The sequence below is a fragment of the Bacteroides sp. 14(A) genome (assembly GCF_000526555.1).
GTDB classification, from domain to species: Bacteria; Bacteroidota; Bacteroidia; order Bacteroidales; family Bacteroidaceae; genus Bacteroides; species Bacteroides cellulosilyticus.
This window is the reverse complement of sequence record NZ_JAGH01000002.1, coordinates 846,376-864,180: the sequence shown is the minus strand read 5'-3', so window position 1 is coordinate 864,180 and position 17,805 is coordinate 846,376. Positions and strand designations below refer to the sequence as shown.

Genomic DNA, 17,805 nt, shown 5'->3' with positions numbered 1-17,805 from the left:
CTATAACTTGTAGCTCAAAAACACTATGAACAATGAAAAAGTTATTGTATAGCCTGATTATAATAATCGCCGCCATCTGTGCCTGCCAGGACGAAAACTCAGAACTGGGCAAAAGCCTGGTCGACAGTTCTTTTTACAATATATATGTAGATACTTGCACCGTGGATATCAGCACCATTCTTATGGACTCCATAGAAACCAGGGGAGACAGCATCTGCCAGCTGGGACATTACAAGGATCCGTCATGGGGCGAAGCCTCTGCCACCTACTATGCCGAATACTCCGCAAACAGTTTCACTCCCAACGAGAACTACAGTTACAGCTTCGACTCACTCGTACTGCGGATGACACCCTCCGGCCACTTCTGGGGCGATACGCTGACACAGCAACGCATCTCAGTATACCGGCTGAAACAGCCTATTTATCTGGATGATGACGAAGATTTATACACCACCACCGCGTTGCCCACCGAGAGTACTCCCCTGCTCAGCTTTACCTTCACTCCACGCCCCGGACAAAAAAGAGAATTGGAGATACGTCTGCCCGACGAACTGGGTAAAGAACTGCTGACAGACCTCATAGCCGAAGAAGACTACTTCGACAGCCAGGATAAGTTCAAGGAAAAATTTCCCGGACTGGCCCTCGTGGCCGAAAGCAACGGAGGATGTATCATAGGATTCCTGGTGAATGAATCATCCATGGCCATCACCCTGCATTATAAAGAGATAACCAGCCAGCGCACGGAAAAAGAACTGGTATTCAGCGTAAATACAGATTATGCCTACACGGGTATTTGTCACGACCGAACAGGGACTTCCCTTGCCACTCTGGAAAGCGGAATAGAAAACCTTATCCACTCCTACGATCTGGACAAGCATGCGTATATGCAGGGATTAACCGGGCTCTACAACCAGATAGAGTTCCCCTATCTGAACAATTTACAGGATGCGGGAGAAATCGTCTCCATAGAAAGCGCCACCCTCTACCTTTATCCGCAGGCCGGAAGCTATAACAAGCTGAACCAGCTACCGGAAGATATCCGCCTCTACATCACGGACGAAAACAATGTGTTGGAAGACTATGTATATGGCAGCGACGGCGTAACGGTACAGACTGGCAATCTGAGTGTAGACGAGATGTTCGGGCGGGATACCTACTACTCTTTTAACGTGACCGAATTCATCCGCAACAACTTCGGCACATGGGGCATCAAACGACAGAAACTACTGCTGAGTCTGCCGGACAATGAAATGATAACGACCTTCAATCAGATAATCTTTGCCAACGACCCCGACCAGGAGAGACAATGCAAATTAGATATCAGATTTAAAATATACAACGAAAAATGAAACATCACCACCGAATTCCCCTTATGCTGTGCAGTTTATGTGCAACAAGCCTTTCTATCGTAGCCCAAAACACCACAAACCTGCCCACTTCCATGTATGGAATAGGTGAATTAAGTACCAGCGACGGCGGACGCTATGCCGGAATGGGCAATATCGGCATAGCCCTGAACAAGCCCGGCTTCCAGAACACTCTGAACCCGGCAGCCATCACCCGAATGGACAGCACCTGCTTTATATTTGATGTCGGTGCATCGGCTTCGTATGCCCGCTATTCCTTCCAGAACGATCACAGTTCCAGCTTTATGGGCAATCCCAACCGCTTCAGCATAGGCTTCCGTGTGTTGCCGCGCTGGTATGCCATGGTGGGTGCATCGCCTTACAGCAGTGTAGGATACGTCATCCAGACCGAAGAAGAGGTGGAAGGAATGCCCGGAAGCTATACTTATTCGTTATTTGAAGGATCGGGAGGCTTATACCGCTGTTATCTTACCAATGCCTTTGCACTGACCAAAAATCTGTCGGTAGGTGTGAATCTGGGCATCATACTGGGAACAGTTACTCAAAGTGAAACACAGGAGAGTGCCATTGTGGAATATGAATCTTCCAAACGTGCCTTTTACGCCGACTTCGGAGTACATTATGAATTCAATACTACCGGAAGGCAGAAGTGGGCGGCCGGGTTAGTATTTGCTCCCTCCCTTCAAATCAGCCACGACAATAATCTGACTTATAGTAATTCCTCTACCAGCGACAACCTTGACAAGAGTTACCATAGCCGGACGCAATACCTGCCCATGCACATCGGTAGCGGAGTGTCCATGACTACCGAACGTTGGGTGGTTACCGCCGACTACAATTATCTGGACTGGAGCCGTAACACTTCCTCCTACACTTCCATGAAATATGAGAATCAGCACAAGATGAATATCGGGGGAATTTATACCACAAACCCACGCTATCCCCGGTCCACTGAACTAATGGGAGGGGTAGGTTTCAGCAATTCTTATATAAATCTGAGAGGTGGAAAAATGAAGTATCTGGAGATCAGTGCCGGGGCGAGTTTTCCCATTCGTTATTCTTATCTTTCATTGGGCGCCACCTGGCGGAAACAAATAAATTCACGTAGTAGCCTAATGCAGGAAAGTCGTTTTAGCGTAAATCTGAATCTTACGTTCGGAGAAAGAATATCACGGGCAAAGCTGAAATAAGGGTAATGCAAGAAGCATAACTTCCTGTGTGATAAAACACTTGGTGTTCCACTGAGTTCAGTCGTAGTGAAACACCTGTTCAGTCGTAGTGGGAAGTACCTTCAGTCGTAGTGGGAAGTACCTTCAGTCGTAATGGGAAGTACCCTCAGTCGTAGTGAGAAGATACCCCACCTCTGTACCGATGTGAGCTAATTCCGGAAACAAGCATCGCAACAGGTTAAAGAACAGAATAATCAGCAATATAATTCTTCAGCTTCTTCCGGTAAACCTCTCCGATAGGAATACTTCTCTTGTCCAAAGCAATCTTGCTGCTTTCTATGATGCGTATGCAGTCTTTGCGTATAATAAACGAACGGTGGACGCGTATGAACTCATCGGAAGGCAGTTTCTCTTCCATATACTTCATCGTGCACAAGCTCAGCACAGGCTTTGGCTCGTCCTTGCTATAAATCTTCACATAATCACCCAATCCTTCGATATAGGATATCCGGGATATATCCAAGCGGAAAATCCGATTGTCGGACTTCACATAAATCACCTTGAGCGTTTCCGGTTGGCAAGTTTCCGTCTGAGACTTTTCGGGAAGAACGGTAAGCGGCATTCCCGTTTCACCTTTCAGGCTGAACCAACGCGAAGCCTTATTCACCGCTTCGAAAAAAACCGGAAAACTGACTTCGGATATCAGATAGTCCAATGCGTCCAGCCGAAAGCACTCGGCGGCATACCGGGGAGTATCCGCAATAAATATGACACGGGTGGACGGAGAGAGTAGTTTACTGAATTCCATCCCGTTGATGCCCTCCGTTTCTTCCTGCCCGATTCCTACAAAGTAAAGGTGTACCTTATTATCATAATAACCCCTCAAAGCCTCAATAGGATTACTGTACTTTCCACACAAAGCAAGAAAGGGTGTCTTGGCTATGAACGCTTCTAGTTGTTCACTCACCTGTCTGTCGGCATGCAAAATAGCACAAGTCAAATTCATCATCATTTCTCTTATTTTTAGAAATTAGACGGACGACTCTCGGGAAGGCTGCAACAGGGGAATAGAGAATTAGTATTTCTTCACTTCATTTAAACGATTCGTAAGGGTTTTTATGAACATATCTTCCTTCACCGGAAGCAGCACGGCACATTTCCCCCTCGTTCCATACTTCACCAGCACATAGCGCATCACGGCGAAACGTCCTATTTTCATGGACGAGGCCCGCTCCACAGAGATAATGTCTTTCAGGGATATTTCCTCCGAACGGGAAAAGCGTCCGTAAAAAAGGAGGAGCCTGTCGTCTGTGGTCAGCGTATACGTAGTATGAATGAGTCGCTCGATGGCGATGACGAGCAGGAGCATGAAAAGGACGGCCATGACAGCATGCTGCATCCACATGGCATAAATAACGATAATCGTTGTCAGCACTAAAAACAAATATTGCCCTATAGCAATGCGGGCATGGAAGATACGATTCATTTTGTTCTGTTTTTGCCGCTAAGATAGGTATTTTTGCGGAACAGCAGGAGTTATCCTTCCAATATCTCCCGCAATTTATCACCCAACAGCTTTTCTTCCTCCAATCTCATCTTCCAGCATACCGACTTACGGAACATATACACCTGCTCTGCCGGCAAACAAAACAGTTGCTCAATCTCATCTACCGACTGCCCAACGGCAATCAGCATACAGAGCAATTCCTCATCTTTCGTAGCACCGGGAACCAACTTCTGCACCTTCTCTATAAAGTCTGGATAATGAAAAATAAATATCTCGCGGAAAACGGCTCCACGCGCTCCGCAAAGCATATCCTTCGAAGCATAGGGCGATTCATCGGAAATCATCTCTATCAAAGCCCTACTGATTTCTTTCATACACAATCGTGACATCTTTTCCACCTTAATTTATTATTTGGTTAGTCTTCTATAGATTGCAAATTTGCAGAAACTATAAGATTAAACCATAAATAACCAATGTACAATCCAATATACAAAAATGTATCTCTCTCATTATCAAGCTCAATAAAACATAAAAAAATAGAGGTAGCACTTATTTCTTTTTTAAAATGGAATTGTATCTTTGTCCGGCAAACCAAATAAACCTCCAACTTATGAAGATAAAAACATTTATGTTACTCCTCATGCTGTCAGCCGGAGCCTGTACCGTCCCCCCACATTCTTCAGGCAATCAGGACACACAGCAATGGCAGCAGACTATCCAACAGCTGAACACATTACTGAAAGAGAGAAAGCATCAGGCAGCCATTGACGAAGGCAAACAAAAGATATCCGAATTGCTGGCCGTAGCAGATCATACCGAGCCTAAAGATACAATGGTCAAATATGCCCGGCAGATGGTCAACTTCTTCTATTTCAGTTATCTGGGCAGCAAGCAATTTCGTCCCGGTATAGAATATCTGGATAGCCTCAACAATGCTCCCTTTCTGCAACAACATTGCAAACACGAACTGTTATCCGCGCGGGCAGGCTTGCACCAGATGTGCGGAGACAACGAGGCAGCCATCCGGCTGGCAGACGAATACTTGCAATTACCCGAATACGATGATGCCGACCGTTACATTCCGCAAGCCGAAATTGTCAGCGGAGTTTATATCTATTCTGGTAACGATATTCCCCAAGCTATCCGACTCCTGGAGAAAGCGATGGAATGTTACCATCAGGGAGGGAAATTCCACAATATGCTCCGCATCATATCCCGACTGGGCATCTATTACCGCCTGATCGGTGAATACGAAAAAGCGGTAGCCACTAATCAGGAAGCTATCAACAGCTATAATGATAGCATAGCCCCTCCTAATATAGTGATAGCCTATGGCGAACAGGCCAACCTCTATGCCGAACTGGGCATGTACGACCGTGCCTTAGAGCTGAATTCCAAAGCCCAATACTATTCACTCTTGAAGGACAGCTTCGGACTGGGCGATCTCTATCGCTATCGTGCAGAAATATTCCGCAGAATCCAGGATAAAGATTCCGTATTCTACTATCTGGACCGGGCCGGGAAAACTTCAGCCGAACAGGAAAGCTTTAAAGGTGTGTTTGTCAACAAAGTCCTCACAGTAGATAGCTATCTGGACTATCCGGACTCTGTACAAAAGGCATTACAGCTTGCAGTAAGCATTTGTCCGGACAGTACCCGCATGCCTCAATGGGCCAGGTATGACCTGAACCTTCATTTAGGACGTGCTCTGCTGGAGACAGGTAAGGCCTCACAAGGAATACCTCTTATAGAAAAGGCAGCCCGTGGATTTGCCCAGATGGACATGATCGGAAAAGAGAAGAATGCCAACCGGATACTGATGGACTACTACCGGAGGATGAGAATGGACGATGCCTTCTTCCGTTGCTACGACCGAGACCAGCTCTTCGCTGACTCCCTGAATCTGGATGAAAAGATACGTGCCGTTGCCGCCGCCAATATCCGGTTTGATGCCGAGCGTAAAGAGAAGGAGAACAAGTTGCTTTCCGCACAAGTAGAGCTGCAACAACATCAGTTGTTCTTCAATATATACATCTCCATTGCACTGTTGTTGTTACTTATCATTTCCATTGCCTATTTTATCACTAAGAGGAAGGCGAATCGCCTGTTATTGGAAAAGCGTAAACAGGAAATACAAAAGTTAATGGCCCGTCAGCAAGAACTGAATCGGCACAACGAACTATTGACCGGACAGATAGAGCAGGCAATGGCCGCCAACAACCTGAACACCGTCAGCCAACTGACCGGACAAAGTCTGCTCAGTAAAGAAGACGAAAACACCTTCAGAAAATCATTTGCCGCCATATATCCGCTTTACTTGCCTAAGTTGCGGGAGAAATATCCGCAACTCACCCGCAACGAGGAACTACTGGCCATGCTCATCTGCATGAATCAAAGTACGGACGAAATAGCCTTGATAATGGGCATCAACCGGAGTAGCGTCAACATGATCCGTTCGCGTATGCGTAAGAAAATAAAGCTTACAAAAGAGGAGTCGCTGGATGAGGTTATAAAGCAGTACTTATCATAAAATCGTGAATTAATATACAGGAAAAGTACAAGCAACCCAGTTATTTTGTAGCTTTGCAGTACTTAAACATACGAAATATGATTAAAGAGTTCGACTTTTTAGTAATTGGTTCCGGTATAGCCGGCATGAGTTTCGCTCTGAAAGTGGCTCATAAAGGTAAGGTAGCACTCATCTGCAAAACGGAACTGGAAGAAGCCAATACCTTCTTCGCCCAAGGGGGAATTGCCTCAGTAACCAATACACTGGTAGATAACTTCGACAAGCACATTGAAGACACCATGATTGCAGGCGACTGGATCAGTGACCGCGCCGCCGTGGAGAAAGTGGTGCGCGAGGCCCCCGGACAAATCAAAGAACTGATAGACTGGGGAGTGGACTTCGACAAGAACGATAAGGGAGACTTCGACCTCCATAAAGAAGGCGGTCACTCCGAATTCCGCATTCTGCACCACAAAGACAATACAGGTGCCGAAATACAGGAAAGCCTTATCAGAGCCGTAAAGACGCACCCCAATATCGAAATATTCAACCGCCATTTTGCCGTAGAAATCATCACGCAGCATCATATGGGTATCATCGTAACCCGCCATACCCCGGGCATCAAGTGCTACGGAGCGTATGTGCTGAATGAAGACACGGGCGAAGTGGATACTTTCCTTTCCAAAGTGACGCTGATGGCTACGGGAGGTGTAGGTGCTGTTTACCGCAACACCACCAATCCGCTGGTTGCTACCGGAGACGGTATTGCCATGGTCTACCGTGCCAAAGGTTTCGTACAGGATATGGAGTTCATCCAGTTCCACCCCACAGCGCTTTATCATCCGGGCGACCGTCCCTGTTTCCTTATTACGGAAGCGATGCGCGGATATGGTGCCGTATTACGCAATATGGGTGGTGAAGAGTTTATGCAGAAATATGATCCGCGTCTTTCTCTTGCTCCGCGTGATATCGTGGCACGTGCCATCGACAGCGAAATGAAGCAACGCGGTGACGACCATGTATATCTGGACGTCACGCACAAAGATCCGGAAGAAACCAAGAAGCATTTCCCGAATATCTACGAAAAGTGCCTCAGCTTAGGTATCGATATCACCAAAGACTATATCCCGGTAGCTCCTGCCGCACACTACCTCTGTGGTGGCATCAAGGTAAACCTAAACGGAGAATCTTCCATCAATCGCCTGTATGCTGTAGGAGAATGTTCTTGCACAGGTCTTCACGGAGGCAACCGTCTAGCTTCCAACTCTTTGATTGAAGCGGTTGTCTATGCCGATGCTGCCGCCAAACATGCGCTAAGCGTACTCGACCGCTATGAGTTCAACCACGAAATACCGGAATGGAATGCCGAAGGAACTGTGACCAACGAAGAGATGGTGCTTATTACTCAGAGCATGAAAGAAGTGAACCAAATTATGGGAGCCTATGTAGGTATCGTACGAAGCGACTTGCGTCTGAAACGTGCCTGGGTACGTTTGGATATGATATATGAGGAAACGGAAGACCTCTTTAAACGTAGCAAGGCATCCAGGGCAATTTGCGAACTGCGCAACATGGTCAATGTCGGATATCTGATTACCCGCCAGGCTATAGAACGCAAGGAAAGCCGGGGATTACACTATACGATTGATTATCCGCACGCAAAAAAATAGGATAAGGACACCCCCGTTGGCGGAATTAATTCATCCCGGCATAGTAATGAGTTTTCACCACAGAGTAACACAGAGTTTCACGGAGTTATATTCTTTTGATTTCAAATTGATTAAACTCTGTGAAACTCTGTGTTACTCTGTGGTGAATTAATTCATAACCCGCCAGAAAGAAAGTAATTCCGCCAACGGGTTAAGGAGTTATCTCCTTTATTAATGCCGAACGCCCGGATGTTTCTTCAAGCGAAACACCCGGGCGTTCTTTATCATAGAAATAAGAATTTCTTAATAGTTTTCTTTTTTCACTTCGAAATAAGCCTGCGGATGCAAACATGCCGGGCAAACTTCAGGAGCTTCTTTACCTGTGAAGATGAAACCGCAATTACGGCATTGCCATACTACTTCACCTTCTTTAGCGAATACTGTAGCATTCTCGATATTGTTTACGAAAGCCAGGTATCTTTCTTCATGACCCTTCTCGGCAATTGAAATGTTGCGGTACATAGCAGCGATTTCATAGAAACCTTCTTTTTCCGCTACGTCAGCAAAGTGGGGATAGTCCAAAGACCATTCTTCGTGCTCACCGGCAGCAGCTTCTTTCAGGTTATCCAGTGTAGTGCTGATAACACCGGCAGGATAGCTTGCTGTAATTTCTACCATACCACCTTCCAGATACTTGAACATACGTTTAGCGTGTTCTTTTTCCTGATCAGCCGTTTCAGTAAAGATAGCAGCAATTTGTTCGTAACCTTCCTTCTTAGCTACACTTGCAAAATAAGTGTAACGCATTCTTGCTTGTGATTCTCCTGCAAATGAGGTCAACAGATTCTTTTCTGTTTGAGTTCCCTTAACACTTTTAGCCATAGTTCTTTTTCTTATTTAGTTAGTAAATTACGTATCAATTGTCGTTAGTCATTCTTATTAACAACACAAAAGTAAGGATTTTGTTTGATATTTACACACTTTTTATTCATCGGATTTATCTATACAGACATAGATAACATCTATTTCCGATACAATCTATTCAAGCAATAATGAACTAAAGCCTTAACTGTCCGCTATCTGATAAACTTCCAACAGTCGAAGTTAAATAGCTCATCTTCGCCGCCTCTAAAGATGAAGTAAACATCGTGCACGCCTTTTACTTTATCAACCTGAGCCTGGAAAGTCTTCCAACTTTCCGGACCACCTGTATTGCCAATAACGCAGGTGCCGATCAGCGTACCTTCTTTGTCATCCAAACGAATTTCTATTTGCCCACCGGAAGAAGACGATGCAGCAACTGCTTCAAATGACTTCGCCCCTTTCTTGAAATCGACATTGCGCACACGAATATAATCCCCGTCGTGAATAGCCGTAACATACATACCTGCCTCGCTCTTTTCTGTCTTCAAGCCCTCACTCCAAGCTATTGTCTCGGCTTCAACGCGACGGTAAGGATCGAGCTTGCCCACCGGATCTACGCCTTTTGCCGTCCAGAACGGCAGTTGCTGAATTGTGCCATCCGGATTAAAGGTCAGTTTCTCCACACAAATAGAGCGTCGCTCATAGTGCTGGGAAATCTTGGAAAAATGGATATCATAATTGAAGCCAAAGACATACGTATTCCCTTTATAGTCAATAATACCCGGATGATTGCCATTTGATCTTCTGTCACCTTCCATAATCATACCTTTATATACCCAGGGACCAGTTGGAGAGTCACTCATCGAATATCCCATGCCTTCGGGACAGCAGGTGGACGCGAACGCCATGTAATACTTATTCTTTCTCTTGTAAGCCCACGGCCCTTCTTCATACAAAGTGGGGCGTTTCTGATTCCCCTTCCGTTCGCCAAAAGCCTCATGTGTCATCTGCTCATGCACTACTTCACCATCACAGGAAATCATATCTTCATTCAACTTCACATAATATAAATCCGGATTTCCCCAATACATATAAGCCTGCCCATCATCATCAATCAGCACCGTAGGATCTATATCAGCATAACTGTTTTTCACTAATGGCTTTCCAATGGGATCTATAAACGGCCCATAAGGACTATCGGCAACCAGCACACCGATGCCTATCCCACCGGGCATCGGACAATACATATAGAATTTCCCGTTGCGTTCAATACACTGCGGTGCCCAGGCACCATTGTCATAAGGAACCCATTTGAAGTCTTTCAGCGAGGCAACCACTCCGTGATCTGTCCAATTCACCATATCAGTCGAAGTATAAAGCAACCATTCGCGCATAACAAAGCCTTTCGCATTGTCATCGTCGTGACTTGAATAAAGGAATACAGTATCATTGTGCACCATTGGTGCCGGATCGGCTGTATATTTAGTCTGAATAATCGGATTGTTAGTCTGTACTTTCAACTTTTTCGAGATCCTGTACAACCCTGCGCCGTGATAATTGATGACAGGTGAGAACTCCGTTCCTGAGAAATTGCCAAGATCCTGATTCCTCCAGATATCACGTACTTTGGCAGCTCCGCCAAATCCTAATTCTTTCAGATCTACAGTCACTTTCCGATTGGCAGGATGTGACTCTCGGGGTTCTTTCTGATCTACATAGAACAGTGCCAGATATTTATCTCCATTTCTGGGATCATCAGCTGTCCAGGCTATAACGCCATCTTTATTATACCATTGCTTGTTGTTTACAGAGTTCCTATGTACATAGAGCACTTCTTCATTCGTTATCAGCGAATTGGTGAATTTATCATTATCAGGTAAGTGCCCACCGAACATCAGCGGCGACTTGAACATAGCAAACAACGTCATAACCATATATTGTTCATCCCGCGTAAACTTACTCATACGGGCGTTACCTCGAAGATCAATATGCCCCAACGGCAACATATCGGCATCGGGCCATGCGCCACGACCTATATAAGGCGCCCATTTGGGACATACTTCAAACTGATGGTAAAGATGCGGCCAATTGTCCCAGAAATCATCTACCGTACGCCACATATTAGCATGCCCTACAGCGTGATCCGCCTTATTCACATCGGTTTCTCCCGGTGACATGCTCAATACAATCGGCCGTCCGGTACGGTCAATCGCCTTACGTATCATCTCTATTTCCGCCTGATGATAAGGGCGGGAAAGATCATCAATCTTAACAAAATCCACTCCCCATGAAGCATACAGATCGAAGATTGAATTATAATATTCCTGCGCTCCCGGTTTGTCGGCTACAATCGTGTAGTTATCTCCCAACCAGGGGCATTTCCAGTCGGTAGAATAAATATCAGCAGCCGTTACTCCACCGGCATCTTTCACCGGCAATTTCTTCTCTACGGCAAGTGTGGGTACACCGCGCATCAGATGGATACCAAACTTCAATCCCTTACTGTGGACATAGTCAGCAAGAGGCTTAAATCCATTTCCGTTGCCAGCTGATGGAAAACGGTTCACGGCAGGCATATAGCGGCCGTATTCATCGAGCACATATTTAGGATCTTTGAAGTTATAGTAACCGGTAGTCTGGTTTTCCACAAACCAGCGGATATCCACAACAATATACTCCCAGCCGTAGTCTTTCAGGTGCTCCGCCATATAATCGGCATTGGCTTTCACTTCCGCCTCAGTAACATTAGCCCCAAAGCAATCCCAACTATTCCAACCCATAGGTGGTGTTTCTGCCCATTTATGGAAATCAGCGTTCCGATTTTGATTATTGTTCTGCGATTGTACCCCACAAACCGTTAAAAGGGTAATGAGAAATAAAGTTATTCTCTTGTTCATGATATATAATATTACTTGCTCAATTTACATTCAATCCGCTATTACTTCTTTTTCTACCACAACTTCTTTTTCGTCAGTGTATGGATTTACAATCTCAGCTACTTCGGCGGCAGTCTTCGGCTTCACAGTAATACCTTCTTTGGTCTGCTCAACATACGCCATACGTCCGTCGGGTAGATAATAAAGATAGTCAACGCACACGCTTCGGCGCCCTGTGGCACCCGATTTTCCATCTATGGTAAGTATTGCATTATGATAGAACAGATAGCTTTGTCCCTTGAATTCAATGATTCCCGGATGTATGGTAAAGCTATTTTCTGCCATTCCTGTCAAGACTCCATGATAGGTCCATGGACCTTCCATACTTGGTGCCGTGGCATAACTAATGGTTTCACGCCCCTTACCCATCGATGCATACGTCAGATAGTAAAGATTTTCACGCTTATGAATCCATGGCCCTTCCACAAATTTCGGCATTTTAAGAATCTCTATGTTTCCGTCCAGTTCTGTCATATTGGGTTTAAGTTTCACTAAGAAGCAGGTACCGTTACCCCAGCTCATCCATGGTGTGCCGTCATCATCCACAAAAACGGTCGGATCGATATCGTTCCACCATCCACGAGGACCGTTAGGAGTCATATCATCTGTAATAAGCGGTGTACCCCGAGCATCGATGAAAGGGCCTGTCGGACTATCCGACACTGCAACTCCTACCACCTTACTATTATATGGCGCACCCGCCTGTACCGTTGTATAATAATAGAATTTCCCGTCTTTCTCTACAACCTGGGAAGCCCATGCTTCGCCAACTCCCCATGAGAAATCCGTAGGCTTCAGCACACTTCCATGATCAGTCCATGTTTTCATATCTTTTGTTGAATAACACAGCCATTCGGTTATGTTAAAGTCCTGTCCTTCTTCAGCCTCATCGTGACCCACATAGAGGTAAAGCCTCCCATTATGTACCATGGGCGCCGGATCGGATGTAAACTTATCCATAACTACCGGATTACCCTCCGAAGTAAATTTCACTTCATTACTTTTCTCGCCGCAAGCGGATAAGATCAGATATAAACTAACAATAAAAAGAGTGTTTCTCATGATAAAAACAATTAAGTAAGTAATTCTATTTTTTTACATTTCATTGAACCGGTGTAAATTTATAAAGAAGTACACCATGTGCCGGAACATTGAGTGACAATGGCTTCCGTCCTGTATCCAAGGTTCTTATATCCTTTTGTCTCCAGAGATCACGCACAGTTTGTTTACCCGTAATATTCAGTTTACCAAAATCACGGAAAGAGATATCAGCCTTTTCCCGGTCGAAATTACAGAAACCAACCGCCTTACTGCCATCTTCTAGTTCTTTCACATAAATACGTAATTCCCCTATTGAATATACACATGTGGCCTGTTTACCCAAAGGATCCTGATTAACAGCTATTACCTCATTGTTAGTCAGCAGACTCAGGGTAAAATCATCCATTTTCTCCAAGTCACAACCTATCAGAAGCGGTGCAGAGAATAAACTCCAAAGACTGAAATGGAGATACTGCTCATCAGGTTTAAGCTTGGTTTGGTGAGGATTTCCCCAACCTACAATACCTAGAACCAGCATGTCCGGATCATTCCAGTTACCGGGTTTCGCCCATGCAGCTGCACGGTCCTGAGAAAGAGCGATGCCTTTTACACTTTCCCAAGTATCGGTGATATCGTTAGTCGTGCGCCAGCACTGGCCGCCAACGGCATCTCCCCATTTCCAGACATCTCCCATACCATACTGACACAGGTTATAAACAATGTCCCTGGGCTGCTGACGCAAATAATCGCCCATAATCTTAAATGGCTTTCTACCGGCAATTGAATCCCCTCCCCCTTGAAACGCCAAGGAAGACACGCTGTAAGGATCCTTATCCAAATCACGGTCAAGTACTCCCCCGTAACTGCACCAGTCATATTTCAAATAATCAAGCCCCCATTCGCCATACATATCGGCATCTTGCTTTTCATAACCATAACTGCCTACGCAACCTCCGCAAGTCCACGGACCGGGTGAAGAATAAATACCCACTTTCAGTCCAAGTGAATGTATGTAGTCCGTTAACCCTTTCATATCAGGGAATTGGGCATTAGGTATAATATTACCCTGATCGTCACGCAACCGTCCACCTCTGGTCCGGTCGTTGGGATCTCTGTGATGTTGCCATGAATCATCTATATTGATATAAGTCCAGCCATAATTCACTAAACCACTTTCAACCATAGCTCTTGCCGCTTGTTTTACTTTCTCAGCCGAGACTTCGTGTCCGAAGCAGTTCCAACTGTTCCATCCCATCGGCGGAGTAAGAGCAATTCTGTCACCACACTCAATACGAAGTTTTCTTTCTGCCGTTCCTTTCACATTTTTCGCCTGTAAAACCACTTCAAATGTACCAGCCTTGGTTAGCTTACCCGTAATCAGACCCGTTTCCGGGTGAATCTCCAATCCTGCCGGTAATCCCTCCGCTGCAAATCTCATCGGACGATCTCCTGTAGCCGCTATCTGATATTGGAATGGCGAACCGGGACGCACTCCAAACACAGAGGCCCCATTAATTCTCGGCGTCGCGGGAGCGGGTGGAGTCAGTATATAAGGTTCCGTAGCAATAAATTTAAGTGTAGGAAAACTCTTCTTTCCTTTTGATATTATCTTTGCATCCGCCCAGTCGGCATGGTCATAGTAAGGCCCGTCACCACCATCAGCAACTATCAGCTCAAGCCTTTTGACTCCATCCAATGAAACCGAACATAATTTAGGCGCATCTCCTGCCTTTACAATCCCACTGGACCAAAGCCTGGCACCATCTCCTATTACAATAAATTCGGCAGACGTTTTATGCTCGATGATCTCATCATCCAGCCCTACCTGAGCCGTAAATGATACGGCTTTGCCATCCAATTGAATTGCTATCTCACTGACTGAATGAGTACCTACTCCACGTTCAAACGTTTGTCCTCCGATTGTCAAGGTTTTACCATCAACCGATTTATTTTTCATAGCTACTCCATTACCTTGAGTCATAGCTGTCAGATCCAAATCATCAAGCCACACAGTATGGGATTGACCACATCCTGTAGTAATGGACGCTATTACAAACCCTACGAGGGCCAAAAACGACTTCATATTATTCTTCATATTTTAAGATATTTCCAAATCATTGCCTCAAGAAACACTACAGTGATATCACCATTGATTTTCCCTCATAGACAATGCTCTTATTCACTTTTGACTGATAAATTCCAGTGCCTGACTCCGGCGTTACAATTACAATATTGAAGTCCATTCTTTCCTTCATTCCTGCAAACGAACCTTTTCTGTCACTGATAGTAAGGGTCTTATCCGAATCATTCCACTTCAGATCAAACGTGCAGAACTGACCTTTCTCATAATTGTAATTGATTCCTTCGTCTTCATAAACAGAATAAGAACCATCAGCTCCCGGATAAATACGGATTTCCCACGGTTGTTCCGTCTCCTCCGATGCATATTGCTTCTGAGGTCCCAACGGCAATATAGAACCCGCTTTCACAAATAAAGGAGTCTTCATAAGATCCACATTTACATCTGTGAATATACCTCCCTTATGAGGTGTGCCATTCCAGAAATCTACCCAGCCGGCCGAACATTCCGGAAGATAAACCTTCATCCGGTTAACACCACTTTCTACCACCGGAGCCACCAGCATAGAAGGTCCGAACATGAACTGATAGTTTTGTTCCAGTGCAAAACGGTCTTCAGGGAAATCCATCACCAACGGACGCATCAAAGTAGAACCATTGAATGAAACCGCAGCATTTTGTGAATAGATATAAGGAAGAAGCCTATAACGTAAATCCAGATATCGGGCAATGATATGTTCCACCTTTTCTCCATATCGCCACGGCTCGGTATTACTCATATAACCATGCACACGCATCAGTGGGAAAAATGTTCCTGCCTGTATCCAGCGGATCAACTGTTCATGGTATCCGGTATTTGTATACTGGTCGCCCGGACGGAAGAACCCACCTGCATCATAAGTCCACCAAGGCAGCCCTGTCGCCATCTGCCCCAATCCCCCCACGATTTGCCGACGTAAGGTTTCCCAGTCATGTCCTACGTCTCCCGACCATGTGGCGGCCGCATAACGTTGCATTCCTGAAAATCCACTGCGAGTAAAAATCATAGCTCGCCTGTCAGGATCATCCTGACGTAAACCTTCATAGATTGTCTTGCTGACATACATCGGATATACATTCCGATACACCTCTCCCGGAGTTTGTTCACGATTAATGCGACGGTTCTGCAAATCATCATTCTCCGGTTCAGTAGCATCCTGCCACCAAGCATCAATACCATATTTCAATAATCCGGTACGGAAATTCTGCCAATAGAAAGCCGCCGCGTCCGGATTGAAAAAGTCAATCCAGTCACTGCCCGGTATGTAATATCCCTTTTCCTTGGCTTGTTTTCCCACTTCGGACTGAGCATCGATTTTAGACCATACAGAGATCATCAGACGCACATCCATCTCATGAAGTTCCTTCATCATACTTCCCGGATCAGGATATCTGTCTTCATCAAACTTCATGGCATTCCAGCCATATTTTCCCCAATATTGCCAGTCCTGTACAATCATATCGATAGGCAATTTCCGTTCCCTGAATTCACGAGCATTCTCCAGCAATTCTGCTTGAGTATTATAACGCTCCCGACAATGTATATATCCCAGACTCCACAAAGGCATCATGGGGGCAGGTCCGGTCAGTTCCCGATAGCTGGCGATCACTTCATCTCCGTTACCAGCGAAAACCGTATAATCTAACATTTGGGCAACCGGAGAACGGAATACAGTCTCTTCTGAAACAGGACGCCAATATAACACAGGCTTATCATTACGTTCACCTTGTACTTCTATATCGTGCTTACCGGCTGTCAGCTCCACAATGGCAGAAGTAGTGGGAGGTAACCATAAATTATTGACATCCACAATCTTTTGTCCGTCAATAACCAGATAATATTTCCGTGCCATTCGCTGTCCCACATCCAGCAACAAAGAATAACTACCGGAGCGAGGTACATCCACCGAAGCTGTAAACGAATAGGTTTGTCTGGTTTCCCTTACATTTCCACTCGTACCGGTGGTATTTACCGTAACAGCCTCTCCACTTGCATTGGCGGGAGTCAACTCCACAAATTGATCTGCCGGATTGAAATCCGTCAATCCATAGTTGTTCCACAGCAACCCATAGCCTTTACTTGAAAGAATAAAAGGAATAGAAATCTGTGTATTCACCTGCGTCAAGCGCCGTGTCAACCCCCGGATATTTAGATAACCATCCTGAAACTGCCCTGTACCATATATGTATTCATCTTTCGGAGAAACAAAACGCTGTTCCACCTGATAGGTAGGTTCATTCTGTACAGAAGAAACCTTCATAAAACGTCCGCCAACTTTCTCTTGAAGAATGATACGCTTATTCGCATCTTTAAAAGTCAAGACTTCCGTACCTTTGTCGAATTCCACTGAAATTCCATCCAGAGATAAAACCAGCGATTGCTTATCTTCTGTAACTTCATATTCAGGAGCAGGAAGTTTTTCTGTATAGATAAGCTCTTCCATAGGCGCCGAACCCGGTTGGGAAAACTGTACCCGGACAGCATTCTGATTTAATGGTATCAGCGAAAGTAATCCCTGTTTCAGTTCAAGAACGACTTTCTCTTTTTGCTTTGAAACACATGCCGTATTCAACAAAGCAACACAGAACAACAGGATGATTCCTGTTGTTCTGATATACTTCCTTTTATTCCTCATAGTATTTAG

Annotated in this window: 12 protein-coding genes and 1 pseudogene; 4 read left to right on the top strand and 9 right to left on the bottom strand. The window is 45.2% G+C overall.

Annotated features, from left to right (window positions below; translation table 11 throughout):
* The first annotated feature begins 32 nt into the window (after positions 1-32).
* Both K429_RS0110825 and K429_RS0110820 read left to right on the top strand, forming a co-directional pair.
* Positions 33-1,349 carry a DUF4270 family protein gene (locus tag K429_RS0110825; RefSeq protein WP_026366933.1) on the top strand — a complete coding sequence of 439 codons (1,317 nt, stop codon included), beginning with the start codon at positions 33-35 and terminating at the stop codon, positions 1,347-1,349.
* Entirely contained in the window at positions 1,346-2,557 is a 1,212-nt protein-coding gene (locus K429_RS0110820; protein WP_026366932.1) for a hypothetical protein, read from the top strand. Before K429_RS0110825 ends, K429_RS0110820 begins: the two co-directional genes overlap by 4 nt.
* Before the next feature lie 217 nt (positions 2,558-2,774).
* Here K429_RS0110820 and K429_RS0110815 read toward each other — a convergent pair whose 3' ends face one another.
* The 3 genes from K429_RS0110815 to K429_RS0110805 all read right to left on the bottom strand — a co-directional run bounded on the left by K429_RS0110815 (position 2,775) and on the right by K429_RS0110805 (position 4,417).
* Positions 2,775-3,548 carry a LytTR family DNA-binding domain-containing protein gene (locus K429_RS0110815; protein ID WP_052340649.1) on the bottom strand — a complete coding sequence of 258 codons (774 nt, stop codon included), beginning with the start codon at positions 3,546-3,548 and terminating at the stop codon, positions 2,775-2,777.
* A gap of 63 nt (positions 3,549-3,611) precedes the next feature.
* Positions 3,612-4,022: a PH domain-containing protein gene (locus K429_RS0110810; protein ID WP_007211455.1), complete on the bottom strand. Its 411-nt coding sequence runs from the start codon at positions 4,020-4,022 to the stop codon at positions 3,612-3,614.
* Between the two features lie 50 nt (positions 4,023-4,072).
* A complete protein-coding gene (locus tag K429_RS0110805; protein WP_007211454.1) occupies positions 4,073-4,417 on the bottom strand; it encodes a hypothetical protein in 345 nt (114 codons plus the stop codon).
* A gap of 236 nt (positions 4,418-4,653) precedes the next feature.
* Here K429_RS0110805 and K429_RS0110800 point away from each other — a divergent pair, with 236 nt between their 5' ends.
* Both K429_RS0110800 and nadB read left to right on the top strand, forming a co-directional pair.
* Positions 4,654-6,573, top strand: a complete 1,920-nt coding sequence (locus K429_RS0110800; protein ID WP_022208914.1) for a hypothetical protein — start codon at positions 4,654-4,656, stop codon at positions 6,571-6,573.
* Between the two features lie 77 nt (positions 6,574-6,650).
* Positions 6,651-8,222: an L-aspartate oxidase gene (gene nadB / locus K429_RS0110795; RefSeq protein WP_007211451.1), complete on the top strand. Its 1,572-nt coding sequence runs from the start codon at positions 6,651-6,653 to the stop codon at positions 8,220-8,222.
* Between the two features lie 282 nt (positions 8,223-8,504).
* On the opposite strand, the gene rbr is transcribed toward nadB, so the two are convergent.
* The 6 genes and pseudogenes from rbr to K429_RS0110770 form a co-directional block, all read right to left on the bottom strand.
* Positions 8,505-9,083 carry a rubrerythrin gene (rbr, locus tag K429_RS0110790; RefSeq protein WP_007216470.1) on the bottom strand — a complete coding sequence of 193 codons (579 nt, stop codon included), beginning with the start codon at positions 9,081-9,083 and terminating at the stop codon, positions 8,505-8,507.
* 194 nt (positions 9,084-9,277) lie between these two features.
* A complete protein-coding gene (locus K429_RS30890; RefSeq protein WP_369796088.1) occupies positions 9,278-10,897 on the bottom strand; it encodes a family 43 glycosylhydrolase in 1,620 nt (539 codons plus the stop codon).
* Positions 10,898-11,845 (bottom strand): annotated as a pseudogene (locus K429_RS30885) (glycoside hydrolase family 27 protein); the annotation flags it as partial. It lies immediately after the preceding gene.
* 147 nt (positions 11,846-11,992) lie between these two features.
* Positions 11,993-13,063: a glycoside hydrolase family 43 protein gene (locus K429_RS0110780; protein WP_026366928.1), complete on the bottom strand. Its 1,071-nt coding sequence runs from the start codon at positions 13,061-13,063 to the stop codon at positions 11,993-11,995.
* A 40-nt stretch (positions 13,064-13,103) separates the two neighbouring features.
* Positions 13,104-15,137, bottom strand: a complete 2,034-nt coding sequence (locus K429_RS0110775) for an NPCBM/NEW2 domain-containing protein (protein ID WP_026366927.1) — start codon at positions 15,135-15,137, stop codon at positions 13,104-13,106.
* A 37-nt stretch (positions 15,138-15,174) separates the two neighbouring features.
* Entirely contained in the window at positions 15,175-17,796 is a 2,622-nt protein-coding gene (locus K429_RS0110770) for a TIM-barrel domain-containing protein (RefSeq protein WP_026366926.1), read from the bottom strand.
* Positions 17,797-17,805 lie beyond the last annotated feature (9 nt).

What these genes read in the sequence shown, in the direction of transcription:
- K429_RS0110825 (WP_026366933.1), top strand. Translation starts at nt 33, where the DNA reads ATGAAAAAGTTATTGTATAGCCTGATTATAATAATCGCCGCCATCTGT.
- K429_RS0110820 (WP_026366932.1), top strand. Translation starts at nt 1,346, where the DNA reads ATGAAACATCACCACCGAATTCCCCTTATGCTGTGCAGTTTATGTGCA.
- K429_RS0110815 (WP_052340649.1), bottom strand. Translation starts at nt 3,548, where the DNA reads ATGATGATGAATTTGACTTGTGCTATTTTGCATGCCGACAGACAGGTG.
- K429_RS0110810 (WP_007211455.1), bottom strand. Translation starts at nt 4,022, where the DNA reads ATGAATCGTATCTTCCATGCCCGCATTGCTATAGGGCAATATTTGTTT.
- K429_RS0110805 (WP_007211454.1), bottom strand. Translation starts at nt 4,417, where the DNA reads ATGAAAGAAATCAGTAGGGCTTTGATAGAGATGATTTCCGATGAATCG.
- K429_RS0110800 (WP_022208914.1), top strand. Translation starts at nt 4,654, where the DNA reads ATGAAGATAAAAACATTTATGTTACTCCTCATGCTGTCAGCCGGAGCC.
- nadB (WP_007211451.1), top strand. Translation starts at nt 6,651, where the DNA reads ATGATTAAAGAGTTCGACTTTTTAGTAATTGGTTCCGGTATAGCCGGC.
- rbr (WP_007216470.1), bottom strand. Translation starts at nt 9,083, where the DNA reads ATGGCTAAAAGTGTTAAGGGAACTCAAACAGAAAAGAATCTGTTGACC.
- K429_RS0110780 (WP_026366928.1), bottom strand. Translation starts at nt 13,063, where the DNA reads ATGAGAAACACTCTTTTTATTGTTAGTTTATATCTGATCTTATCCGCT.
- K429_RS0110775 (WP_026366927.1), bottom strand. Translation starts at nt 15,137, where the DNA reads ATGAAGAATAATATGAAGTCGTTTTTGGCCCTCGTAGGGTTTGTAATA.
- K429_RS0110770 (WP_026366926.1), bottom strand. Translation starts at nt 17,796, where the DNA reads ATGAGGAATAAAAGGAAGTATATCAGAACAACAGGAATCATCCTGTTG.